The following is a 19,945-nucleotide window of genomic DNA, read 5'->3' as shown; positions in this document are numbered from 1 at the left end:
ACGGCTCTATACCCACAGGGAGTGCGGTAATCATGTTTCGCGATGTTGAAAAAACGCCCAGTTTCTCCAGCCTGGAGCAGACGGTTATAGCTTTTTGGAAAGCGCACCATATCTTCCAAAAGTCGGTAGATAAACCAGCCACCCAAGGCAATTTTGTATTTTACGAAGGCCCACCCACCGCCAATGGTAAACCGGGTGTGCACCATGTCATTTCTCGGGCCTATAAAGACCTGTTTGTTCGCTACAAAACCATGCAAGGTCATCGTGTTGTCCGCAAGGGCGGCTGGGATACCCACGGCTTGCCGGTGGAGCTAGAAGTCGAGAAGCGCCTAGGGTTTACTAAAAAATCAGATATTGAAGCCTTTGGCATCGCCAAGTTTAATGAACTTTGCAAGGCGTCTGTGTTCGAGCGTATTCAAGATTGGCAGGCCATGACCGAACGGATTGGCTACTGGCTGGATCTTGAAAATGCCTATGTCACCTACGAGAATAGTTACATTGAGTCTTGCTGGTGGCTGATGAAGTCGCTGTGGGATCGGGATCTGCTGTTTGAAGATTATCGAGCTACCTGGCATTGTCCACGCAACAACACCAGTCTCTCGGATCATGAGGTAGCGCAGGGATATCGAGATGCTGAGGACCCCTCAGTTTATCCGAAATTTCCGGTTAAAACCCGTCAGTTAATAGAGCGGGGCTGGTTAGATGAGGTGCATAGCCAGCGATCGGTCTACTTGCTGGCGTGGACCACAACCCCCTGGACACTGGCGGCGAATGTTGCGATCGCAATCAACCCCAATGCGATTTATGGCCTATTTGAAGCCCCTACCCAGCATGGCGAGGAGACCCAAAAAGATTTCTACCTTTTGGCGCAGGATCTAGCGGATCAGGTCTTTGGTGAAGGTCACTACCGTACCCTCAAAACCTTTTCAGGGGAATCTTTGGTGGGTCTGAATTATACCCCGATCTTGCAAGGGCGAGTCCCCGACGGAGAAGACCTCACCAATGCGTTTCGAGTCTGGGGTGACGATAGCGTCATGATCGATGAAGGCACTGGGGTACTACACATTGCCCCGGCTTACGGTGACCTGGACCTGGGTCGTAAATATCAGCTGCCCATGCTGTTTTCAGTTGATCTGCTGGGGCACGTCTATCCAGAGGTAAAACTGCCAGCGGCCTCGGCGGGTGACGGTCCCTACACCGGCAAATTTTTCAAAGACGCGGATCGGCTGATCAGCCAGGATTTGCTGGCCCACAATCTGTTATATAGGGCAGCGACGCTGACCCATACCTACCCGTTTAACTATCGGGACAATACGCCCCTGATCAACTACGCGAAAAAGAGCTGGTATCTGCGGACTACGGCAGTTAAACAACAGCTGCTGGACAACAATAACAAAATCAACTGGCACCCAGACTATATCCGGGCAGGTCGTTTTGGTGACTGGTTGAGAAACAATGTTGACTGGGCCTTGTCTCGTGAACGATATTGGGGAGCTCCCTTGCCGATTTGGGTAAGCGAAGATGAGAGCGAGCAAGTCTGCGTTGGCAGCGTCAAAGAGCTGGAGACCCTAACCGGACAGGATTTATCTGAGCTGGATTTGCATCGCCCCTACATCGACGACATTACCTTTGAACGAAACAGCAAGTTGTTTAAGCGTGTGCCTTACACCGTCGATGTGTGGTTTGAGTCAGGGGCGATGCCCTATGCCCAGTGGCACTACCCGTTTGAAAATCAAGATGTTCTGGCTCAAAGCTTTCCAGCCGACTACATTTGTGAGGCGATCGATCAGACCCGTGGCTGGTTCTACAGTCTACATGCCCTGGCCACGCTGCTGACAGATAATGGAGACGAGCAGCGATCGAGGGGTGCTTTGACCCACCTGGTGGAAAATTCGCCTGCCTTCAAAAATGTAATCGTGTTGGGGCATATCGTCGATGAGAACGGCGAGAAAATGTCGAAGTCCAAAGGTAACACAGTGGACCCTTGGACAGTCCTCAACGCTCAGGGGGCAGATGCCTTGCGATGGTATCTCTTTAGCGCTAGTCCACCGGAGACCACTAAACGCTTTTCCCAATCTCTAGTGGACGATACCGTCCAAGATTTTCTCATGACCCTGTGGAATACCTATGGGTTCTTTGTGCTGTATGCCAATCTTGATGCCCCCGATCTGATCCAAGCGGTGCCTGATCGTCCTGATTTTGACCGCTGGCTAGTGGCCAAAGTACATGCGCTGACCAGAGCCGTTACCGATCAGCTAGATGACTATAACCCTAACCAGGCCAGCCGTTTGATCCGCGATTTTGTGGTTAACGATCTGTCTAATTGGTATGTCCGTCGCAATCGTCGCCGCTTTTGGAAATCTGAAAATGATCGCGACAAAGCATCAGCGTATAAGACCTTATACGAAGCGCTGGTAACAGTGACTAAACTGATGGCACCGATGGCTCCGTTTGTTAGCGAACACCTCTATCAGAATCTGGTCCTGAGTGTTTTTCCAAATGAGCCTGAATCGGTACATTTGGCGGAGTGGAGCCCTTGGGAGGAAGAGGCTATCGATGCTGTATTACTGCAAGATATGGACATCTTGATCCGCCTGGTTGAGTTGGGACGAGCCGCGCGATCGACGGCTGGGGTAAAGCTGCGGCAGCCATTAGGAGAGCTTTTAGTACGAGTTCGAACAGCGGCTGAGATGGCTGGTCTCAAAAGATTTGAAGCTCAACTCAAAGCAGAGATCAACGTCAAACAGGTGACTTATTTAGAGTTAGCTACTGACTTTGTTGATTACATCGTAAAACCCAACTTACCGCTACTGGGCAAGCGATTGGGTAAACAGTTACCGATATTGATCCAAACGCTGACCACGCTCGATAGCCGCGAGATTGTCCATAATATCCGCAATCATGTTGACACCGTCATCGACATAGAGGGAGTCCTTGTTCATCTCGAACCAGAAGCCTTTTTAATCAAGGCTAAAAGTCCAGACGGGTACGCAGCTATCGAAGATCAGGGCTATCTTGCTGCTCTGAATACTCACCTCACTAACGAGCTAATACAGGAAGGACTGATGCGTCAAGCTATCCGACACTTACAGGAGGCCCGAAAAAATGCAGGGCTGGCCATCTCTGATCGGATTCAGCTAGGGTTGCAAACGTCGGGAATCGTTTTAGACTCCTTAAAGGCACACCGTGCTACAGTCGAAAGTGAGGTGTTGGCAACTGAGGTGAGGTTTGATGCGATCGCAGTTGCCGATTATAGTGGAACCGTAACGCTCCATAATACAGAGATGCGGTATTGGATTAAGCGACAAACCACATAGTCGCCCCTGCTGTAGAGTGCGTTCCCTACTAAACCCCTTAATCACTCTGCCGATAAATTCCTGGGAACGTACCATGTTTATGAATTCGTCGGAGCAAGCGATCTCAGCATAACAACGCCCATGCACACCGACCGCCGAAAGTAGATTTGTAGGATGCAGAGGTTATCTTCGGCGGGTGATAGGCAACGTTATGCGCCAAAATACTTGTCCAGTTTTCGGTTGTAGGTAAAATCACGCGTCAGTATACTTACCTTTTCACATAAAAGGAATGTACCAATGTCATTCAAAGCCCTACACAACCAGGAACACCCTTTATTACTTTGCAATGTTTGGGATGCCTCCAGCGCCAAGTTGGCTGAAAAGCTGGGCTTTCAAGCTATGGGCACGTCCAGTGCTGCGATTGCAGCAACGCTAGGGTATGCAGATGGTGAAGAAATAGCATTTTCAGAGCTGTATCAGGTCGTCAAAACTATTCAAAAGCATTCAACACTACCATTAACGGTTGATATTGAGTCTGGTTATAGTCGCGACCCCATTGAAATCGCCGAAAATATTCAAAAGCTTGCTGCTTTGGGTGTTGAAGGCGTCAATATTGAAGACAGTATTGTTGTTGATAGTGAACGCAGCCTTGTTGATACAGTCGTTTTTACTGACTGTATTGCGCGTATGCTTAACAAGCTGCAACAGGATAATATTGCCATGTTTCTCAATATACGCAGTGATGTCTTTCTTTTAGGCTATGATGACCCGGTGGCTGAAGCAAAATCAAGAATTCCCCATTACGAAAGTGTAGGTGTAAACGGTATATTCTTGCCGTGCATTCAGACTCCTAAAGACATCGAAGCAGTCATGCAATTTTGTACGCTTCCGCTCAATGTAATGTGTATGCCAGAATTGCCCAATTTTCAAGTACTCCAGGCCCTGGGTGTGAAAAGAATCAGCATGGGCAACTTTTTATTTAACTATATCCACCAACAGCTTGAGAATACGTTAAGTAGCATTTATGCCAAAGGTTCTTTTTCAGAGGTTTTTAACGGTGAAAATCACTGAGACAAGCCAAGCGGAAAAATACTATCAAGCATTACTCAATAAAGACCCTGCCTACATTGGTATTTTCTATGTCTGCGTGAAAACAACCTCAGTATTTTGCATTGCAACCTGCCGAGCCAGAAAACCCAAGTTTGAGAATGTCGAATTTTATACTAGCTATAAAGAGGCTTTAGAGTTTGGTTACAGGCCTTGCAAGATATGTAAACCAACGGAGAATGCCCATCAGGCTCCATCTCAGGTCGAGCATGCGATTAGTCTGGTGCGTGATAATCCCAAAGAAAAAATAACGGATTATGTCCTTAAACAGAATGGTATTAGCTCTAAGTCAGTGCGTCGCTGGTTTAACAAACACTACGGCATTACCTTCCATCAATTTCAGAGAATGTACCGGATTAACAATGCAGTGCATGAACTCAAAAGTGGCAAACGAGTGACAGACAGCGCACTTGATGGCGGTTATGACTCACTCAGTGGGTTTGGTTACACCTATAAAAAGCTGCTTGGTGTCTCCCCTATCAATACAGACAAAGTCATCCTGATTGACAGATTAACAACACCTATTGGCCCCATGTTTGTGTGTGCTTCAGATATTGGTGTTTGTCTGCTGGAATTTGTTGACCGAAAAATGTTGGAAACAGAATTCAAGGATTTACAACGTTTACTCAAGGCAAAAATTATTGCAGGAGAAAACAGCCACATTGCTCAAGCAAGGCAGGAGCTTGCAGAATATTTCAGCGGCAGTAGGAAAACTTTTAGCGTTGCCTTGGACACGCCAGGTACGAACTTCCAGAGAACGGTTTGGAAAAGCTTGCAACATATCCCGTATGGAACAACCAGTACGTATCAACAACAGGCATTGTCGATGGATAAAGCCAGTGCAATCAGGGCCGTAGCTTCAGCCAATGGGAGCAACAGAGTCTCAATTATTGTTCCTTGTCACCGTGTCATTGGTAAAAATGGCGATTTATTGGGCTACGGTGGTGGCCTGGAACGAAAACGTTGGCTCTTGGAGCATGAGGTGCATAACGTTTGCCTTGCAACTGACCGCCTTCCGCTACGCTCCAGGCGGCGGTTGAAGGCAAACGTTATGCGGCATGAGTTATAGGTCTAGGTACGCTGTTAGATTTATCCATTGATGTTGCAAGTCAAAATATCGTATTGCATTCGGATTTCGGCTTGACGATTCACTTGATGGGGGTCTATCCCAATCGTTAACTCACCCACCAAGGCATAGTAAGCTAGGCGGGCGCGAACCATTGCCTCAGCCTCAGAAAATCCAATTTTGAGAAATAATGTTTTGGTGTAGTTGAGCCTTTGTTGATCAACATGAGCAATGAGTTCAGCCACTTTCTGATTACTCTTTGCCCAAGCACGAATGGCATTCTCAATTCCGCCATCGGCCAAACCAGGCATAAAATCGTTATCTGCGTATGCCAGTTCCAATAGGTACAGTAACTTCGTCTTCGGATCAGCATCAAGTTGGTTGACCTGTTTAATAATACCGTTGGTATCGAGCTCTACCCATTCAGCCAAGATTGCATCCAGTAAATCATTTCGATTTTTAAAGTGCCAATAGAAGCTGCCTTTTGTCATCTTTATCCGCTTCGCCAATGGCTCTATTCGGACCGCTTCTGTACCACCTTCTGCTAGAACCATTAACCCTGCATTAATCCAGTCCTGCCGCCCAAGCTTAGATTCTGAAATTTTTTTACCTTGGTTTTTAGCCATACGCTACCGTATTGACATCTTCAAAATCATAGCTTAAGTTAGTTGCATACGGCAGCGTATGGAGAGTTTCATACACGCTTCACTACAAAAGCGAGCGTTCCAGCTTCTAGGCTGGACAGTCAAGCTCACCGTAGGTTTAGTTATTTGTTTTTCTTTGTTAATGTTTAGTTGTGAGGCTCCATCAATGGCTCAACCTATAAATTCATCACCTATCACTCAGGACTTAAGCCAAGTGAATAAGAAGATGGCTCTTCGGTTTGCGAAAGAAGGTTGGGGTACACAACCAAATTGGCAACAAGTTTGGGATGAGTTAATGGCTCCCGATATCATCTATCACTTCAATAGTTTGCCGGATAAAGTTGTTGGCTTGGAAGCTAATAAACAGTTCAATCAAGATCTGTTTGTTGGATTTCCCAAACTCAAGAACACCATCGAAAATGTTGTGGCTGAAGATGACGTAGTTATTTATCGATCGACCCTAGAAGGTAAGCAGTCCGGCCCCTTTTTAGGGATGCCTGCAACCAATAAAACGGTGAGAGTAAATGATTTTACAATGCTCAAAATTAAAGATGGCAAGATCAGCGAGTGGTGGTACGAAACTAACTTGCTATCTGTGATGCAGCAATTGGGACTTATACCCGATGCTTAGTCATTGTTGAAATTAAGAGACCGATAACACGTTTGGGCGATGTATCTGGAAATTCATCGCCTGATACACTTCAACCTCATGTTCAGGTCAGTAAATCATGCATTGCTTTGATGTGGTCCAGTTACAACAGTCACAAATTCCGGCTGCAAGTGAAATTGCCGCAAATGCATTTGAATCTGATCCAGTTTTTAGTTATCTGACACCAGACGATCCAGACCTACGATTTCAAGCTTTAACTTGGTTGACTAATAGGGTCATGGCCTACTGCAAACAGTATGAACATATCTACACGACATCAGCCTTGCAAGGCATTGCGGCCTGGTTACCACCTGGAGAATTCTCTAGCAACCTGCACCAGCAATTAAAGATTTTATGGCAACTTCAGTTATATCGGTTGCCGATGAAAGTGGGTTGGAATCGATTAGGACGATGGCTGAATGTCTTGTACACAACTGAAATAGCCCATCAACAAGACATGGGCAGTGCCCCCTTTTGGTATTTGGGGCTGATGGTGGTACATCCAGCACAACAAGGACAAGGGATTGGTAGTCGCTTACTACAGCCCATTTTGCGACGAGCGAGTGATGAGGGCTTACCCTGTTATGTCGTAACGTTTACAGGACAAGCAGTACGTTTTTACCAGAAAAATGGGTTCGAAATCGCTCACGAGCAAAGGTTCGCACCCGACGCACCGTCATTTTGGACACTCAAGCGTAATCCATGACCGATTAGCTACTTTAGACCAAGATTGTTGATGTTGCATAATAATTCTGTTACAGTAAATTGCCAAGAATTCATGGTGGAGTTGCGATATCATTTCAACCGCTGAACAGCAACGTTAGCTGACTTTGCGGTCAGAGGTTGCATCAGATCAGAACATGAGCGAGTAGCTAGTTCTAGATTTTTCCATAATTGTATGAAAGTACCAAGCTTCATCACTCATTATCATTTAGCAGATCGCCAACCATTCCTGACTTTATCTGATCTAGAAAATGGTAGTGATAGTCCTATCTTTCAAGAGCTAAGAAATCGACACAAATATGATGCTGGTTATCAGAGAAGATATGGGACTAATTACATTAACACTAGGCGAAAGATTGAGAATGACTTGCGCCGTCTTTTTATAGAACGTGGTGGAAAACCGATTAGAAACTATCCTTTCTACTTTGTTCTCGGTGCATCAACCTGGCTTAAGCATCTGGCTAAAGAGCACCTTGAAGTAAGCATACCAATTTGTGATTTGAATCCAGAAACGACGTCTTTTACTTTTCCAGATAGTTATGTCGCTTTATCTGACAATAAAAAGCCTTACCATGGGAAGGTTTTCCTGCTCCACGAACTCAATAGTTTGATTAGCGAGTATGGAATGCCATGTGATGATGACTACCATAATTATGAACGCTATTGGGAAGGAGATTTTGAAAAGTATATCGAGTTTCAGATTTGGGAAAATAACATAGTTGAACCTTTTATAGATAGATATTACAAAGAGATAGCACACAGGTAGAACTCTACTCAGCTAACACTGCGTTGGTGCTGACGGGCTCAAAGCTATCGACTAAAATCAGAAATACTGACCGCCGCTCAGCTCCCTGTTAGCCGCGCATCTTGAAAATGACCGCAATTCCAAACGAGCTAGCCCGACGAATACAGGTGGCTCTTGAAGTTATTCAAGGTTCTGTTGGAACTGAGGAAGGTGAATTCGGTGCTGATCTGTTTGTCTCACATCACTTAGACGAAATGGACGCTGCCTATTGGTTGGAAAGACTGGGAACTGCTAAGCCAGATTCAAAACAGATCTTGGGACTTCTGATACTGCTCTCTCCCTCCGGTGAAGAGGAAGGCGAATTCGAACAGCTTGACTTTACTCTGCCTGGAGACGTTTCAAACTACATTCTCAGTGTTCAGTTCGACGATAGCGGAAACATCGATGAGATTTGCATGGGATCCTAATATATAAGGATTTAGCTGGATCTCAGCGAAAAGCTCATAAATTCCTTAAAGCAAGAGGGTGAATGTCGCCGTTAGCTTCCAGCCTCGATGTACGAACCTTAATATTCCTTGGGTATTCCATAAATGATTTAACATAACCTCTGAAGTCAATTTCTGGTAACCCGATGGCACGGCTTTACTATCGAGGTATGGCAGCGACGAATGGCAAACCAAAAATAGGTCGTAGCGCTCGTCTTCTAGGCGTGAGACCTGGATTGGATATTGATGTGTCTCATATGCTGCAAGGTTGGCTAGATGCTCAAGGTTATTTGTATCTTGAGGCGGAACGAAATGATTCAGGTGTAGAAGTGGAAGTCGCCATCCGACATACAAAAGGCATGTCCACATCGCTATCTATTGAAGGACTACCGCCTTTTCGGAAACCGAAGGCTTTCGGAGGAACAGGTAGAGATCCATTATGGCAAATTGACAGCAAGCACATTAATGGAGATTTAGAAGCCATCCAAGACAGCGCTACCCATGTCAGCATTATGCCAAGGGTTACAATGCTATTAGAACGGTATGAGGAAGCATTAGCAAAAACTCAGAACTATTGGCAAAAGGTGATTGATGATGGCGTGGGTATTTAGTCTATCGGCGGAATGTGGCTCAAATCAGAACACGGCAGAGCAATTCGCTCAGCATTTTGAGACTGTTTCATGGTCTCTATCAAATGGTTCTCAATCCCAGTGCTGTCCCACTGTTTTTCAAGACATTAATGGAAACTGGTGGTGCCGAATATGTCCTGATGGCATAAGCGAAGTAGGTATTGAGGCACCGGACTCAGCTTACTTAATGACAGAGCTAGGTATTTTGCTTTATCAACATTTGCAGTCTGCTCCAACCTTTCGTTACGCGCTAGTCGGACTTGAAGTTGATGAATTCAGAACGTTTGATGAATTACTAGATGAGTCATCTACCCTGAGTATGCCAGGGTTGGTTTTATCCGAGAGTATTTGGCAGTCACTTAGTTCACCATCTGTATTTAGAGCGTTTAGTTCAGGCTATGTTTGGCAGCCCTACGAAGGTGAAACTTACAAGCCTTTGACAGTATCTCCATTACTGAAAGAACAGATGAGTCGTTTGCTAGCTGCATAATGGTGTCTGCTCAACCTAGCTAACTCAAATGTTAGCCTGCAAAGTTGAAGGACGTGAACTCCAAAACGATAAGATACTAAACTTAGCACCCAATTGAAAAAAGTCACGATGAAGACAACAAATTTGCTAACTCTACCTGACAACCGGCGATTAGCCTATGCAGAGTACGGCAACCCTAACGGGCATCCCGTTCTTTACTTTCATGGTGGCGGAGCTTCTCGTTTAGAGCCGTTGTTGTTAGGCGATGAAGTATTTATTCGATTAGGCCTACGACTGATTGCGCCAGACCGACCGGGCATAGGGCAATCAAACTTTCAACCGAATCGCGGATTTTCTGATTGGACTAAGGACGTTATATTTCTTGCCGATACTTTGGGGCTAGATAAATTTTCAGTGTTGGGTGTTTCGTCGGGAGGAGGTTATACTGCTGCCTGTGCTGCAAAGATTCCTCATCGATTATATTCAGCCGTTATCGTCTCAGGCGCATGGGAATTTACCGCTGCGGATTTGCTGAAATACAAGCGTTGGGATTTGTTTTTAATCAAGTATTTTCCCTGGCTCTATCAAGTCTCAATGAGATTAACACAGCGATCGCTTAATGCCCCTCCAGACAAACTATTAAAAACCTTAAAAAAAGACTTCCAGCAGCAGATTATGCGGTGATAAAATCGCCAGGTCAAATAAAGCAAAGCTGTGAAATTTTGAATGAGGGACTTCGTTCAGGAACACGAGGAACTGCCTGGGATCTTCAGCTTTACTTCAGGAAGTGGGACTTTAGTTTAGATGAAATTCGGATGCCGCTAACATTGTTCTATGGTGAAGAGGATAGGAACGTTCCACTTGATCTGGTAAAGCAGATTGCTGCGACTCTCCCGACGACTAAGCTAGTAATGTATCCAAATGAAGGACATATCTCAGTGGTGGTGAATCAGATTGAATCGATCGCCAAAGCGCTCCTAAGTGAATGAGAACTTTGTATTTGTTACGAACACTTCGGATTAAGATATGGCGATTTTCAGATTGTAATAAAGGCTATTGAGTATTTAGAGCAAATACAACAGCAAAACATTATTGAAGCACTTCGAGAAGCTATATTTTTCCATTAAATAGAGCGAAAGGCGGCATTCAAGAAGAGTAGAAAAAGCTGATTTGTGGCTAAACCACGTCCAATTTGAAACCCGGATTTTTAGCTTAAGGAAAAACTGTGGATCTGGACGCGGTGTATCTTGTGTAACCAGGCCTCACGAAAACAACCGTTAGGGGCAAGGAGCGACTCCCGCCGTACCTTCTACAAAGGCCGCATTGGTGGCAATATCGTTGGGGTTAAAGGTGCCAACATTCCTTGCGGTAACATTTGCCTGGTCAAGCACTTGAAACTGACCGGCCCCATTGCTCACCAATTCAAAGCCATCGCCGCCAGGATTAGTAACACTGTTGTTATCGAGTGCCAGGCAGAGGTCTGTATCAGCCGTGTGCTCGATTCGAACACCATTAGCGCCAGGATTGGTAATCGTATTGTCGGTCACCGTCGCAGTGACGTTGGCATTGTCTTCAATTAAGGTGAGTTCAATCCCGTCATCACCTGCATTGGTGATGGTATTACCAGTCACTGTAATCGCTGCTGTGGCATTTTCTTGAATATCATTAAAGAAAATGCCCTCTTCCCCTACGTCCGAGATTTGATTGTTGGTGACGGTAATCGTGGCATTGGCATTATCTTCGATAATGTCAAATTCTATGCCTTGCGTTGCCGCGCCGAGAATAGTGTTCTCTGCAATGGTGATATTAGATACGGTATCGTTTTCAATGTCATCAAAGATAATGCCTTCTTCATTCGCCACCGTAATCGTATTGCCGGTTACAGTAATGGTGGCGTTAGCCCGGTTTTCAATACTGTCAAACTCAATCCCTGTTTCATCACTAAGAATTTGATTGTTTTCAACGGTGATATTTGCGATCGCATCATTTTCAATGTCACCAAACTCAATACCCTCAAACGCTACATTGCTAATTTGGTTATTGGCGACGGTAATGGTGGCATTGGCATTATTTTCAATGTTATCAACTTCTATACCATCCCCCCCTGCGATCAGCGGATCCACATTTCCTGCATCAATCACATTGTCTGAGACTGTAATCGTGGCAACCGCATTGACCTCAATGTCATCAAAGAAAATATTGTCGAGTTGAGCATCCGTAATTTGATTGTTTTCCACCGTGATATTGGCGGTGGCGTCTCCCTCAATGAGGCCAAATTCAATGCCCGCTGCACCAATTGTGTTCAAGGTATTATTGGCGACGGTAACCGTTGCATTATCTGTTCCGTTAATGCCACCAAAGAAGATGCCATCGTCAGTTGTAGTCGAGATTTGATTGCGAACAATCGCCACGGTGCCATCAATATCAGGCAGGTTAATGCCGACATTGGCATTGGTAATTATATTATCTTCAATCGCAATACCCTCACCATTAGCCACAATGCCATCTGCCCCAGCCGGATCAATCGCCAGACCCGAAACTAATGTGTTGTTGCCGATTGTTGCAGTGCCGCTAACGGTCGGTAAGTTGCCGCTGCCAGAGCCTGGCAATATCACTTCCCCAAACTGAGTATTTAACAATTGTGTAGGCCCGACTGAGCGCACGTCTACCCCATCTGGCAGTGTAAAGGCACCGCCTGCATCACCCGCCTGCACATAAATAATGTTGTCGGCGTTAGCTGTGGCAATAGTAGTGGCATTGGCAATGGTATCAAGCGGCGCTTCAAAGGTACCCGTCGCTGTGGCTGCCCCTGTAGTCGGGCCGACATGATGGAAAACAAACGCCTGGTTCGTATCTGGGTTTATAGCAACAAAGGCAGCTTCGAGAATCGAGACATCCGTTCGTTCCTCTACCAAAACAGTGTTGGTCCGCGCAATGGGTTCTCCTGCTCTGGCCCACAGCCGCGCTTGTGAATTTTCTTCCGTATCAGATGGACGTTTTGTTGGGGCTCCTAACAACGCACTCACTGAAAAGACCGCGTTCGTGCCAAATACACCGTCATTCTGAACGCCTAGACCAACACGCAAGTTGTTTTGAATGCGGTAGTCTAGCGAGGCTCGAATACCTAAACTAGTTTGAGAGGCTTCTCCACCCAAATAATACACACCGCCTCGCCCCCACAAGCTACTCCTTTCACCAAAGTCAAACAGCTCAAGGCCACTGTCGAGTGACACGGTGGTCACGGCAGCTTGCACCTGGTCAACTCGCTGCTCATCAAACAACAATTGATTACCGACAAACTGAGGGTTTATGACCTGGGTTTCGGTGGCAATGACCTGACGGGCATTATCCGGAAGGTTGGCATTGAACGTTAAGTCCCAGTTCTCTCCTAGTAGCTCAGTGCCAATGCCCACCTGGGTAAAGGTACGCTCGCCCGTACTGCGAGCATCTAGCCCAGCATAGATCCCCCATATTGTGCTGTCGTTTAGCAGGGCTCGGTAGCCAGCTTGCAAGCCACCGCCAAAGTCGCCGGTATTATCTACGCTCACACGACCATCAATAAAGGTAACATTTTGCCCCGGTGTTTGAAACAGCGGGAGAAAACCACCAAAGCTACTAAAGCCCTTGAAGCCAGCACCTTCGTTGTAGTTGACATTGAAGAAGGGTTGCAGACGAAGCGCAGCAGCTCCTGTCTCTGTTGGGATTGTTTCTGGGGTAGTGGACTGGGCAGTCTGAGCTTGACTAGTCTGAGTTTGAGCGATCTCATCAATGGAAACCGGTGTGGCGATTCTCCCAGGGAGAGGTTGCGCCATCGCTTCAGCTGAAATGGCCAATATACTCGCTAAAGATAAGCAAGAACTCAGGCATAGCTTAACACCTTTATTGCCAGTAATCCGTAGCTTTTGAAAACATTTCGAGAGACGAGATAGATTTTTAGCATCCTGTGTGGGGATAATGGTAACACCATTGACTGTCATGGGATTTTCCTGTCGTAAATTGTTGTGAGCTATAAATGGTTGAACCTTGGCCACATCAAAACCAGCGTCTTCTCCGAAGAAAACTCTCGGGCTTGAAATTGAGTTTGGTTTAAATGAATTGGTGCGCTCTTTAGATGTGTTTAGGTCCTTAAAGAGCCACGCAGAAGGTTACTTCCAGTTATGTTGTTTGGATTCCAGAAACCATGGAAAAATTGTTTTTGAAATCCAAGGTGAGAAGAACTTAATCGATAGATCTTTCTTGCTGGACAGGCTAAAGAAAGAGAGCATTGACACACTTAAACGCCTCTGATGAAGGCGTTTAAGTGTTGTTTTAAATATTCTTTTTTAGGTAGAGCACAGCAAATAAAAAGCAGTTGCTTTTCAATGGCAATTCCATACGCGAAAATCTCACGTATGCATAAAGCTAGATAAGAACACAATTGGTTGTCAGTTATGGATACGAATAACAGTTAAACTTAGATGACTTTAATTTTTAGCACTTGTCGAACTTTTTATATTTAGATTAGACAAACCACCACAAAGCAAGCGATCTATAAACCAATCCTTGATGTTCAACGTGAATCTCCTCATATCAATCAATATTTACCTACTTGACTATCAATACGAATGAGGGGGCGATTTGGATGAAAAATATTTAAATTGACCTAAAAGCTAGCAAGCGTAAGGGTCAGGCCTTGCTGCAGCTTCAATGTCTCACCCATAATTTTTGAGGATCGCGCCCTGCTCATAACTTCCTTGACGCAGGAGATCCCAGGTTAATTCTAAGGCGGACACGGACAAAGCTTCTGGCCTTGACGCCTAACCCTGTGCAGGAGCGAACGAAGTGTCCGATATATTCAAAGCTGTCGGATGGGGAGAAAGGCTTTCGGAACAAGTTAAACTTTCATTCGAAAGAAGCTCCTGAAGTCCAAACCGCTATGCGACCTTAAATCGCATTAGCATCGCATCAGTTATTTTGTTGCAATCTTAGCTTTTTCGATAACGACTAGGAGTTATTCCAGTAGCTTCTCGAAAATGTTTGGTCAAGTGACTTTGGCTATTGAACCCACATTGCAGGGCAATTTCTGCGATCGCAAGTTTTGTTCCTTTTAATAACTGTTGAGCCTGCTCTACCCGCTGCTTAAGCATATACTGATGGGGGGTGATGCCCATCGACTGCTTAAACAAGCGGCTGAAGTGAAACTGACTCATACCGGCTACCTCAGCCAGGTCTGCCAATTGAATCGACCGATCGAGATGAGCCTGAATGTAGTCTGAAATTTGCAAAATCTTGCGATCGCCTAAGTCTCCCTTATACAAAGCAACGCGAGGCTGATCAGCAGAATACTCACGGAGCAAATTGATCGCTAACACATTCGCCAGCGATTCCACATAAAGTTGCCCCACCCAGCCATCACCCTTATGCATCTCGCTACGTAACAGCATCAAAACTTGTTCAAGCTGAGGATCGCGCATACAAAATACTGTGCGGAGTTCCAATCGAGCTGGGTCAAGCTCTACGACAGATTGGGCCACGAACTGCAGAAACTGTGCCGGAATTTGCACATGAAAATAGTGATCGTCCCCCTCAGCTCGATAGGACGCTGGGATCTGAGCTGGGATAATAGAAATGTCTCCTTTGGCATAGAGCCCCGTATACCGGCGGTCGCCCACCACCTGATGAATACGGTGGGGGCGGGGGGCCAAGCAGAGGGCAATAGCATGTCGTTCCCCTTCTAGCAGGTCTGTGCCACCGGGCGGTTCCTGAAATTCTTCCACCAATAACGGCTACCAGCCCAGGGTTTGGCTCGAAGCAATCGGTTTAGGTCCAGAGCTGCTCAGAGGGCTACTGTTATGCTGAGTTGCCTTTGCCATAAGACGTTTAAGACTTTTTCAAAAATTGGCCGCAAGATTCTGATAAATACGCAAGTTTCAATCAGAAAGCTATCTACGGTTCTCTGCAAGGTCTCCAGGATACTCAAGTACCCATGCTGCTGAATATGCTGGGCTACTGGGGCGTTGGGCTATCGGTGGGCTATGTGCTTGGCTTCCAGTTTGGGATGGGCAGTCGGGGACTATGGATCGGACAGTCGGTTGCGATCGCAGCCGTGGCTATCCTCTTCAGCTGGCGGCTTTACCAGCTAATCGGTCGCCGCAAGCATGTATTTTCGGCATAGAAATAGAGGAGACAGATGTGGAAAACATCACCATGAGATCTCCACGATAGGATAGAGCTGATCGTTTTTCCAAGTTTTAGGATTCAGTACAATATAGTGTCGCAGTGTTTGTAGCGCCTCGTTGTCACGGATAATGTGTTCGTAATAATTTCGTTGCCACAGGCGTTGATGGAAAGGTTCCCAATCCTGGTGATGTACCCCGGTAATATAACCGTGGGTCGTAATGGATTTGAATGCGCCAACAATATGTCCCAACGTGATTTTTTCTGTAGGGGCTGGCCTTGTACCTGCCCTGCGATCATTGTCGCCTAATATCGATCCGCTATGGGTAACGTTATTGCAGGATAGATTTGATAGGGATGCTGGATTATGGCATAGGTTGTCCAGGGCACCCACAAGCGATTATGTTTGCTGTCAAGGGCGGTTATTGAAAAAACGTGAGAATACAGCGTTGCAACAGTGGGTTCTCACCGTCTTTTTGACGGCAAATGTTGAAAATCAATCACACTCCTCTATTCTCTCTTTTCTAGTGTTAAAAAGGAGCAACAACTCATCTAAATTGATCAGAAAAAGGTTCTACATTTGCACAGAAAAAAGCGCTGTGACCATTGAAACTAGGTCGTTTGGAAGAATGCTGTGACTTTGTTGTCATCCCAGGGTTCATTCTTCTTGACCATTGCGTTCAAACAGATGATAAACTTTCTCATACACGCAATAATCGCCACTTTCTTAGCTTTCCCTCTGGCCAGTAGCTGTTGATAGAAGGCACGAATCGGTGGATTGCACTTCAGCGCTGATAAAGTGGCCATGTATAGCAGCGCCCGCACCGCGCCTCGACCGCCCCAAATACGTCGCTGTCCCTGAAAGCGACCGCTGTCTCGATTAAAGGGCGCAACACCGACCAACGCTGCAATCTGTCGCCGATTGAGCGTACCGAGCTCCGGCAACAACACTAGAAAGCTTGCCGAAATTAGCGGGCCAATGCCTTTGGGCGAACGCAAAATAGACTTGCGCGCTTTCCACTCAGAGACTGAATCGCTAAGGTCTGCTATTTTCTCATCAAGTTGTTTTATCTTCTTTTCTAACCAGTCGATATGCTCACTCACTTCATCTCTGGCTCAGCAATTCCAAATTCCAATGTACGGACAGGAGTGGTATGTAAGAGAGACTCCTGTTGAGGATGTCAGTCACGATGAGAATCAAGAGGTATTTCGAAAGGGACCCGTCGGCTTGGTATCATCGAGCATGAACTCAATCAATGCGTTCCAACTCTCAAACCAGAGGTACTTGGTCAAGGCGACAATATCTTGAAAAAAGCCTTTTCGGGTACCTCGAATCTGTCGAATTCGTTGATAGCGTTCGTCTACATATCCCAAGATGGTATGAAACAGGAATGCTAACAGATTTAGGGTCAATAAGAACGAGGCTAGATGCTGTTGCCCATGGCCAAAATTGTGCTCTAAATGATAGCCCTTCGTTTTGAGGACATTGTGGTTTTCGTTTTCAGTTTTCCAACGACTGCGAGCCGCCTCAACTACAGCAATGACCTGCTGCGGGGTATTGAGCTCTAGTGGAGTGATCCAACTGTTGTGATAGAGTCGCTTGCCGTCTCGTTGTCGAGTGACGGTGACCTCACACCAATTCAGTACCCGGTCCGACGGGGTGCCACCTAATGGAACATCGGTTAAATATCGGTACCGATAGTGGACGTTCTCCTTACCCTGAGTTCGCGTTTTCTCGATGGTTTTGACCTGACCCTTGGCCGCATTGAACTCAATCCAATCGTAGAGCACTGGATGCGACTCCGGTAAACACACGAAGATGAAACTCATTCCCTGAGCTAGGACTGTTTCACACATCGGTAGACGACTGTATAGATCATCGCCGAGCAAAATCACATCTCGCTGAGCGAACATCTGTCCATGAGTCGCTATCCAACGCTTAGCTGCAGCCTGCTCACAATCTTGCTTCTCATGACCATCTTGAGGATAAATAAATTCAGGGGACAACGAAATCACCGATGATTGGCTCGGCGACACCACCACTGGCAAGATAGCTTTATGACTGTAGGTGACCTGGCCATTGCGATGCGTCTGGATTGAACAACACGGACAACTTACCTCATGCGAACTGTAGTATTGGGTTCCATCTAGGGTGACCAATAGATGCTTGCCAAGTACCTCAAACCCACGCAGATATCCCTGTTTCTCTAAATCCTGATAATTCAAGATGAACACACCCGATAGCCCCCTCGCAGGAAGCGGGTCGAGAATATTACGAATTTGTTCGACACTCGGAATGTTGGTCAAGCCAAATAGACTCTGGGCATTGTCTTGACCATGACGGCTTTGCAACTGTCGTTGGTACTCTAAGAATGACGGGCTTTGCATGAAAAACGCACTAAATGCTCCTAAGACCGCATCTTGAAGGCTATAACGAGTCGCGTTACTAGGCTGACGTCCATCCTTCATCATTCCTATGCATGAGGTCAGACTTCCGAGCACACTGTCGAATCCGAGCACACTTGAGACCATGACGACTATCTTGCCAAGGGCAAGACCCATTCGAATGAATTGACTGTATCGGATAGGGGCACGCTGTGCACAACTCGATTGCTAGCTCCAGGACACAGACACCTGTTCTTAAGTCGGAATTTGGAATTGCTGTCTCTGGCTGCACCCTTCACCAACAGTGTCCGACGGTTCTTCTCCGCGCTTAGAATCTCAACTAACTGCTGCCGACGCGTGACCCACTGCTTTAGCTCGCTTTCGGCGGCAGAGGCAAAGACTGTCGCGGCAGGCTCGGTCACCTCACCGTACTTGGCAATCACATAGGCATCAATCGGGTCGGTCTTAGCCAGCTTACTCAGGGCTCTGGCTAAGTCTCTGACCGGACGTGGGTTGACCACGCTTACTCGGATGTCATGCTGATGTAGCCTCAGCGCCATTCGTGCCTCGTGGCCGCCTGTGGCTTCGCAGACAACGGCTGGATCCGGTCGTTCTAATACCTTTTGCCTCAGCGCTTCGATACCTGCCGCATCGTTGCTGTATGAGCAATACGTTTCTGCGCTCAGGTCATACACATCCAGCTTGTCTTTGCTGACGTCTATGCCTATCCAATTCACCGGAGTTACCTTAGCTGATGTCGTCATATGATCTCTCCTAAAGGAGTACGGTATTGAGGCTCCATCCACTGCACTCTACCTTGCGTGATCCGGTCTCCCATGGGAACCTGGCGATTTTTTCGAGCTCTCAGTTCGATGAATAGTAGCGGTAACCTTGCTTGCGGTCGGACTATGATGAGCTATCATGAACGGGAGGACCTGGTCTAGTGCTACTACGCTTAGCGTATTTGAGTAGACTCCTAAACAAACCCGTTCTTAACATTTGCTCATCGGTTCTAGGGGATGACGGTCTCCTGCTACCCCTCTAAACATACAAGGGGAGCCCCTACGTTTTCTGTATAGATTCAGTATTATGTTGACCATTTTGAATATCTTTGGGCATGGTGGATTTATATAGAGATAACAAGGTATCTGAATAACAAAAGGGCACCCACAAGGGGAGCCCCTACATCAACCATTTAGGTTTTATTCAAACCGTTTACTTGTCTCTATTTGCTTTGATTGTCTAGGTGCTCCAGGCGAGTCTCCTGGATATCTTTAACACTCTTAGACTGGTTATCCAAATGCTCTAAGCGTCTTTGATGTACGCTGTTGCCACCAGAAACATCTGTCAGCTGCTCATCAGAGATTTGCTCATCGGCCTGGGTGTTCTTAGTTTGATCTGTCATGGTGCATGCCTCAAAAAAATTAGGACAGTTACGAGCTGTGAAAGGAGAAACACAATGAACGCTTTTCCTTTCATGGGTATTACTTTATCCAGGCTCCATCGCTGTAGTTTTAATGGTTGCTTAGAAGTGAATGACAAAATGGCATAGGTTTGCTGAGACTCTTCTCATAGAAATCATCCTTGGTAG

19 protein-coding genes and 1 pseudogene are annotated in these 19,945 nt (G+C 46.3%); 12 read left to right on the top strand and 8 right to left on the bottom strand.

Annotation, left to right across the window (positions count from 1 at the left end):
* The first annotated feature begins 32 nt into the window (after nt 1-32).
* The 3 genes from ileS (at nt 33) to SPB21_RS06155 (ending at nt 5,472) form a co-directional block, all read left to right on the top strand.
* Entirely contained in the window at nt 33-3,317 is a 3,285-nt protein-coding gene (ileS, locus tag SPB21_RS06165; protein WP_499865992.1) for an isoleucine--tRNA ligase, read from the top strand.
* A 276-nt stretch (nt 3,318-3,593) separates the two neighbouring features.
* A complete protein-coding gene (locus SPB21_RS06160) occupies nt 3,594-4,367 on the top strand; it encodes an isocitrate lyase/PEP mutase family protein (protein WP_499865991.1) in 774 nt (257 codons plus the stop codon).
* A complete protein-coding gene (locus tag SPB21_RS06155) occupies nt 4,321-5,472 on the top strand; it encodes a bifunctional transcriptional activator/DNA repair enzyme AdaA (protein ID WP_499865989.1) in 1,152 nt (383 codons plus the stop codon). Before SPB21_RS06160 ends, SPB21_RS06155 begins: the two co-directional genes overlap by 47 nt.
* 20 nt (nt 5,473-5,492) lie before the next feature.
* Here SPB21_RS06155 and SPB21_RS06150 read toward each other — a convergent pair whose 3' ends face one another.
* Entirely contained in the window at nt 5,493-6,095 is a 603-nt protein-coding gene (locus SPB21_RS06150; RefSeq protein ID WP_499865987.1) for a TetR/AcrR family transcriptional regulator, read from the bottom strand.
* A 184-nt stretch (nt 6,096-6,279) separates the two neighbouring features.
* On the opposite strand from SPB21_RS06150, the gene SPB21_RS06145 reads away from it, so the two are divergent.
* The 8 genes from SPB21_RS06145 (at nt 6,280) to SPB21_RS06110 (ending at nt 10,802) form a co-directional block, all read left to right on the top strand.
* Nucleotides 6,280-6,744, top strand: a complete 465-nt coding sequence (locus SPB21_RS06145; protein ID WP_163668294.1) for an ester cyclase — start codon at nt 6,280-6,282, stop codon at nt 6,742-6,744.
* A gap of 97 nt (nt 6,745-6,841) precedes the next feature.
* On the top strand, nt 6,842-7,468 hold the full coding sequence (locus SPB21_RS06140; RefSeq protein WP_163668292.1) for a GNAT family N-acetyltransferase: 627 nt from the start codon (nt 6,842-6,844) through the stop codon (nt 7,466-7,468).
* A gap of 192 nt (nt 7,469-7,660) precedes the next feature.
* Nucleotides 7,661-8,251: a hypothetical protein gene (locus SPB21_RS06135; protein WP_499865985.1), complete on the top strand. Its 591-nt coding sequence runs from the start codon at nt 7,661-7,663 to the stop codon at nt 8,249-8,251.
* A 107-nt stretch (nt 8,252-8,358) separates the two neighbouring features.
* A complete protein-coding gene (locus SPB21_RS06130) occupies nt 8,359-8,697 on the top strand; it encodes a DUF2004 domain-containing protein (RefSeq protein ID WP_163702194.1) in 339 nt (112 codons plus the stop codon).
* 164 nt (nt 8,698-8,861) lie between these two features.
* Entirely contained in the window at nt 8,862-9,326 is a 465-nt protein-coding gene (locus SPB21_RS06125) for a Tse2 family ADP-ribosyltransferase toxin (protein WP_163702192.1), read from the top strand.
* Complete coding sequence (locus SPB21_RS06120) at nt 9,310-9,834, top strand: hypothetical protein (RefSeq protein ID WP_499868677.1); 525 nt, start codon at nt 9,310-9,312, stop codon at nt 9,832-9,834. The genes SPB21_RS06125 and SPB21_RS06120 overlap by 17 nt, the downstream gene beginning before the upstream one ends.
* Nucleotides 9,835-9,942: 108 nt before the next feature.
* Entirely contained in the window at nt 9,943-10,497 is a 555-nt protein-coding gene (locus tag SPB21_RS06115; protein WP_499865983.1) for an alpha/beta fold hydrolase, read from the top strand.
* Nucleotides 10,498-10,535: 38 nt separating this feature from the next.
* Entirely contained in the window at nt 10,536-10,802 is a 267-nt protein-coding gene (locus tag SPB21_RS06110) for an alpha/beta fold hydrolase (RefSeq protein WP_499865982.1), read from the top strand.
* Between the two features lie 288 nt (nt 10,803-11,090).
* Here the strand turns inward: SPB21_RS06110 and SPB21_RS06105 are convergent, their stop codons facing one another.
* Together SPB21_RS06105 and SPB21_RS06100 are read right to left on the bottom strand one after the other, a co-directional pair.
* Nucleotides 11,091-13,790, bottom strand: a complete 2,700-nt coding sequence (locus tag SPB21_RS06105) for a right-handed parallel beta-helix repeat-containing protein (RefSeq protein WP_499865980.1) — start codon at nt 13,788-13,790, stop codon at nt 11,091-11,093.
* 987 nt (nt 13,791-14,777) lie between these two features.
* The gene (locus SPB21_RS06100; RefSeq protein WP_499865979.1) at nt 14,778-15,569 is read right to left on the bottom strand and encodes an AraC family transcriptional regulator; all 792 of its coding nucleotides are present in this window, start codon (nt 15,567-15,569) and stop codon (nt 14,778-14,780) included.
* Nucleotides 15,570-15,778: 209 nt separating this feature from the next.
* Between SPB21_RS06100 and SPB21_RS06095 the strand changes: the two genes are divergently transcribed.
* Entirely contained in the window at nt 15,779-15,967 is a 189-nt protein-coding gene (locus tag SPB21_RS06095) for a hypothetical protein (RefSeq protein WP_250565099.1), read from the top strand.
* A gap of 27 nt (nt 15,968-15,994) precedes the next feature.
* On the opposite strand, the gene SPB21_RS06090 is transcribed toward SPB21_RS06095, so the two are convergent.
* The 5 genes and pseudogenes from SPB21_RS06090 to SPB21_RS06070 all read right to left on the bottom strand — a co-directional run bounded on the left by SPB21_RS06090 (nt 15,995) and on the right by SPB21_RS06070 (nt 19,759).
* The gene (locus SPB21_RS06090; protein WP_499865977.1) at nt 15,995-16,363 is read right to left on the bottom strand and encodes a transposase; all 369 of its coding nucleotides are present in this window, start codon (nt 16,361-16,363) and stop codon (nt 15,995-15,997) included.
* Nucleotides 16,364-16,581: 218 nt separating this feature from the next.
* Nucleotides 16,582-16,971 (bottom strand): annotated as a pseudogene (locus tag SPB21_RS06085) (transposase); the annotation flags it as partial.
* Nucleotides 16,972-17,166: 195 nt separating this feature from the next.
* Nucleotides 17,167-18,441, bottom strand: a complete 1,275-nt coding sequence (locus tag SPB21_RS06080; RefSeq protein WP_250564713.1) for an ISNCY family transposase — start codon at nt 18,439-18,441, stop codon at nt 17,167-17,169.
* Between the two features lie 65 nt (nt 18,442-18,506).
* Nucleotides 18,507-19,118 (bottom strand): IS110 family transposase, encoded by a 612-nt coding sequence (locus tag SPB21_RS06075; protein WP_499865975.1) that lies wholly within the window; start codon nt 19,116-19,118, stop codon nt 18,507-18,509.
* A 461-nt stretch (nt 19,119-19,579) separates the two neighbouring features.
* Nucleotides 19,580-19,759, bottom strand: coding sequence for a hypothetical protein (locus tag SPB21_RS06070; RefSeq protein ID WP_163668277.1), 180 nt, complete (start codon nt 19,757-19,759; stop codon nt 19,580-19,582).
* Between the last annotated feature and the right edge of the window lie 186 nt (nt 19,760-19,945).

This window comes from Leptothoe sp. ISB3NOV94-8A, assembly GCF_043421595.1.
Classification (GTDB): domain Bacteria; phylum Cyanobacteriota; class Cyanobacteriia; order Phormidesmidales; family Phormidesmidaceae; genus Leptothoe; species Leptothoe turfae.
This window is presented reverse-complemented; position numbering and strand designations above follow the sequence as displayed.

Bases quoted from the DNA above. Each gene is read 5' to 3' on its own strand.
- SPB21_RS06095 (WP_250565099.1), top strand. From the start codon at position 15,779: ATGCTGCTGAATATGCTGGGCTACTGGGGCGTTGGGCTATCGGTGGGC.
- SPB21_RS06155 (WP_499865989.1), top strand. From the start codon at position 4,321: ATGCCAAAGGTTCTTTTTCAGAGGTTTTTAACGGTGAAAATCACTGAG.
- SPB21_RS06105 (WP_499865980.1), bottom strand. From the start codon at position 13,790: ATGACAGTCAATGGTGTTACCATTATCCCCACACAGGATGCTAAAAAT.
- SPB21_RS06135 (WP_499865985.1), top strand. From the start codon at position 7,661: ATGAAAGTACCAAGCTTCATCACTCATTATCATTTAGCAGATCGCCAA.
- SPB21_RS06125 (WP_163702192.1), top strand. From the start codon at position 8,862: ATGGCACGGCTTTACTATCGAGGTATGGCAGCGACGAATGGCAAACCA.
- SPB21_RS06120 (WP_499868677.1), top strand. From the start codon at position 9,310: ATGGCGTGGGTATTTAGTCTATCGGCGGAATGTGGCTCAAATCAGAAC.
- SPB21_RS06160 (WP_499865991.1), top strand. From the start codon at position 3,594: ATGTCATTCAAAGCCCTACACAACCAGGAACACCCTTTATTACTTTGC.
- SPB21_RS06115 (WP_499865983.1), top strand. From the start codon at position 9,943: ATGAAGACAACAAATTTGCTAACTCTACCTGACAACCGGCGATTAGCC.
- SPB21_RS06145 (WP_163668294.1), top strand. From the start codon at position 6,280: ATGGCTCAACCTATAAATTCATCACCTATCACTCAGGACTTAAGCCAA.
- SPB21_RS06150 (WP_499865987.1), bottom strand. From the start codon at position 6,095: ATGGCTAAAAACCAAGGTAAAAAAATTTCAGAATCTAAGCTTGGGCGG.
- SPB21_RS06130 (WP_163702194.1), top strand. From the start codon at position 8,359: ATGACCGCAATTCCAAACGAGCTAGCCCGACGAATACAGGTGGCTCTT.
- ileS (WP_499865992.1), top strand. From the start codon at position 33: ATGTTTCGCGATGTTGAAAAAACGCCCAGTTTCTCCAGCCTGGAGCAG.
- SPB21_RS06070 (WP_163668277.1), bottom strand. From the start codon at position 19,759: ATGACAGATCAAACTAAGAACACCCAGGCCGATGAGCAAATCTCTGAT.
- SPB21_RS06080 (WP_250564713.1), bottom strand. From the start codon at position 18,441: ATGATGAAGGATGGACGTCAGCCTAGTAACGCGACTCGTTATAGCCTT.
- SPB21_RS06075 (WP_499865975.1), bottom strand. From the start codon at position 19,118: ATGACGACATCAGCTAAGGTAACTCCGGTGAATTGGATAGGCATAGAC.
- SPB21_RS06140 (WP_163668292.1), top strand. From the start codon at position 6,842: ATGCATTGCTTTGATGTGGTCCAGTTACAACAGTCACAAATTCCGGCT.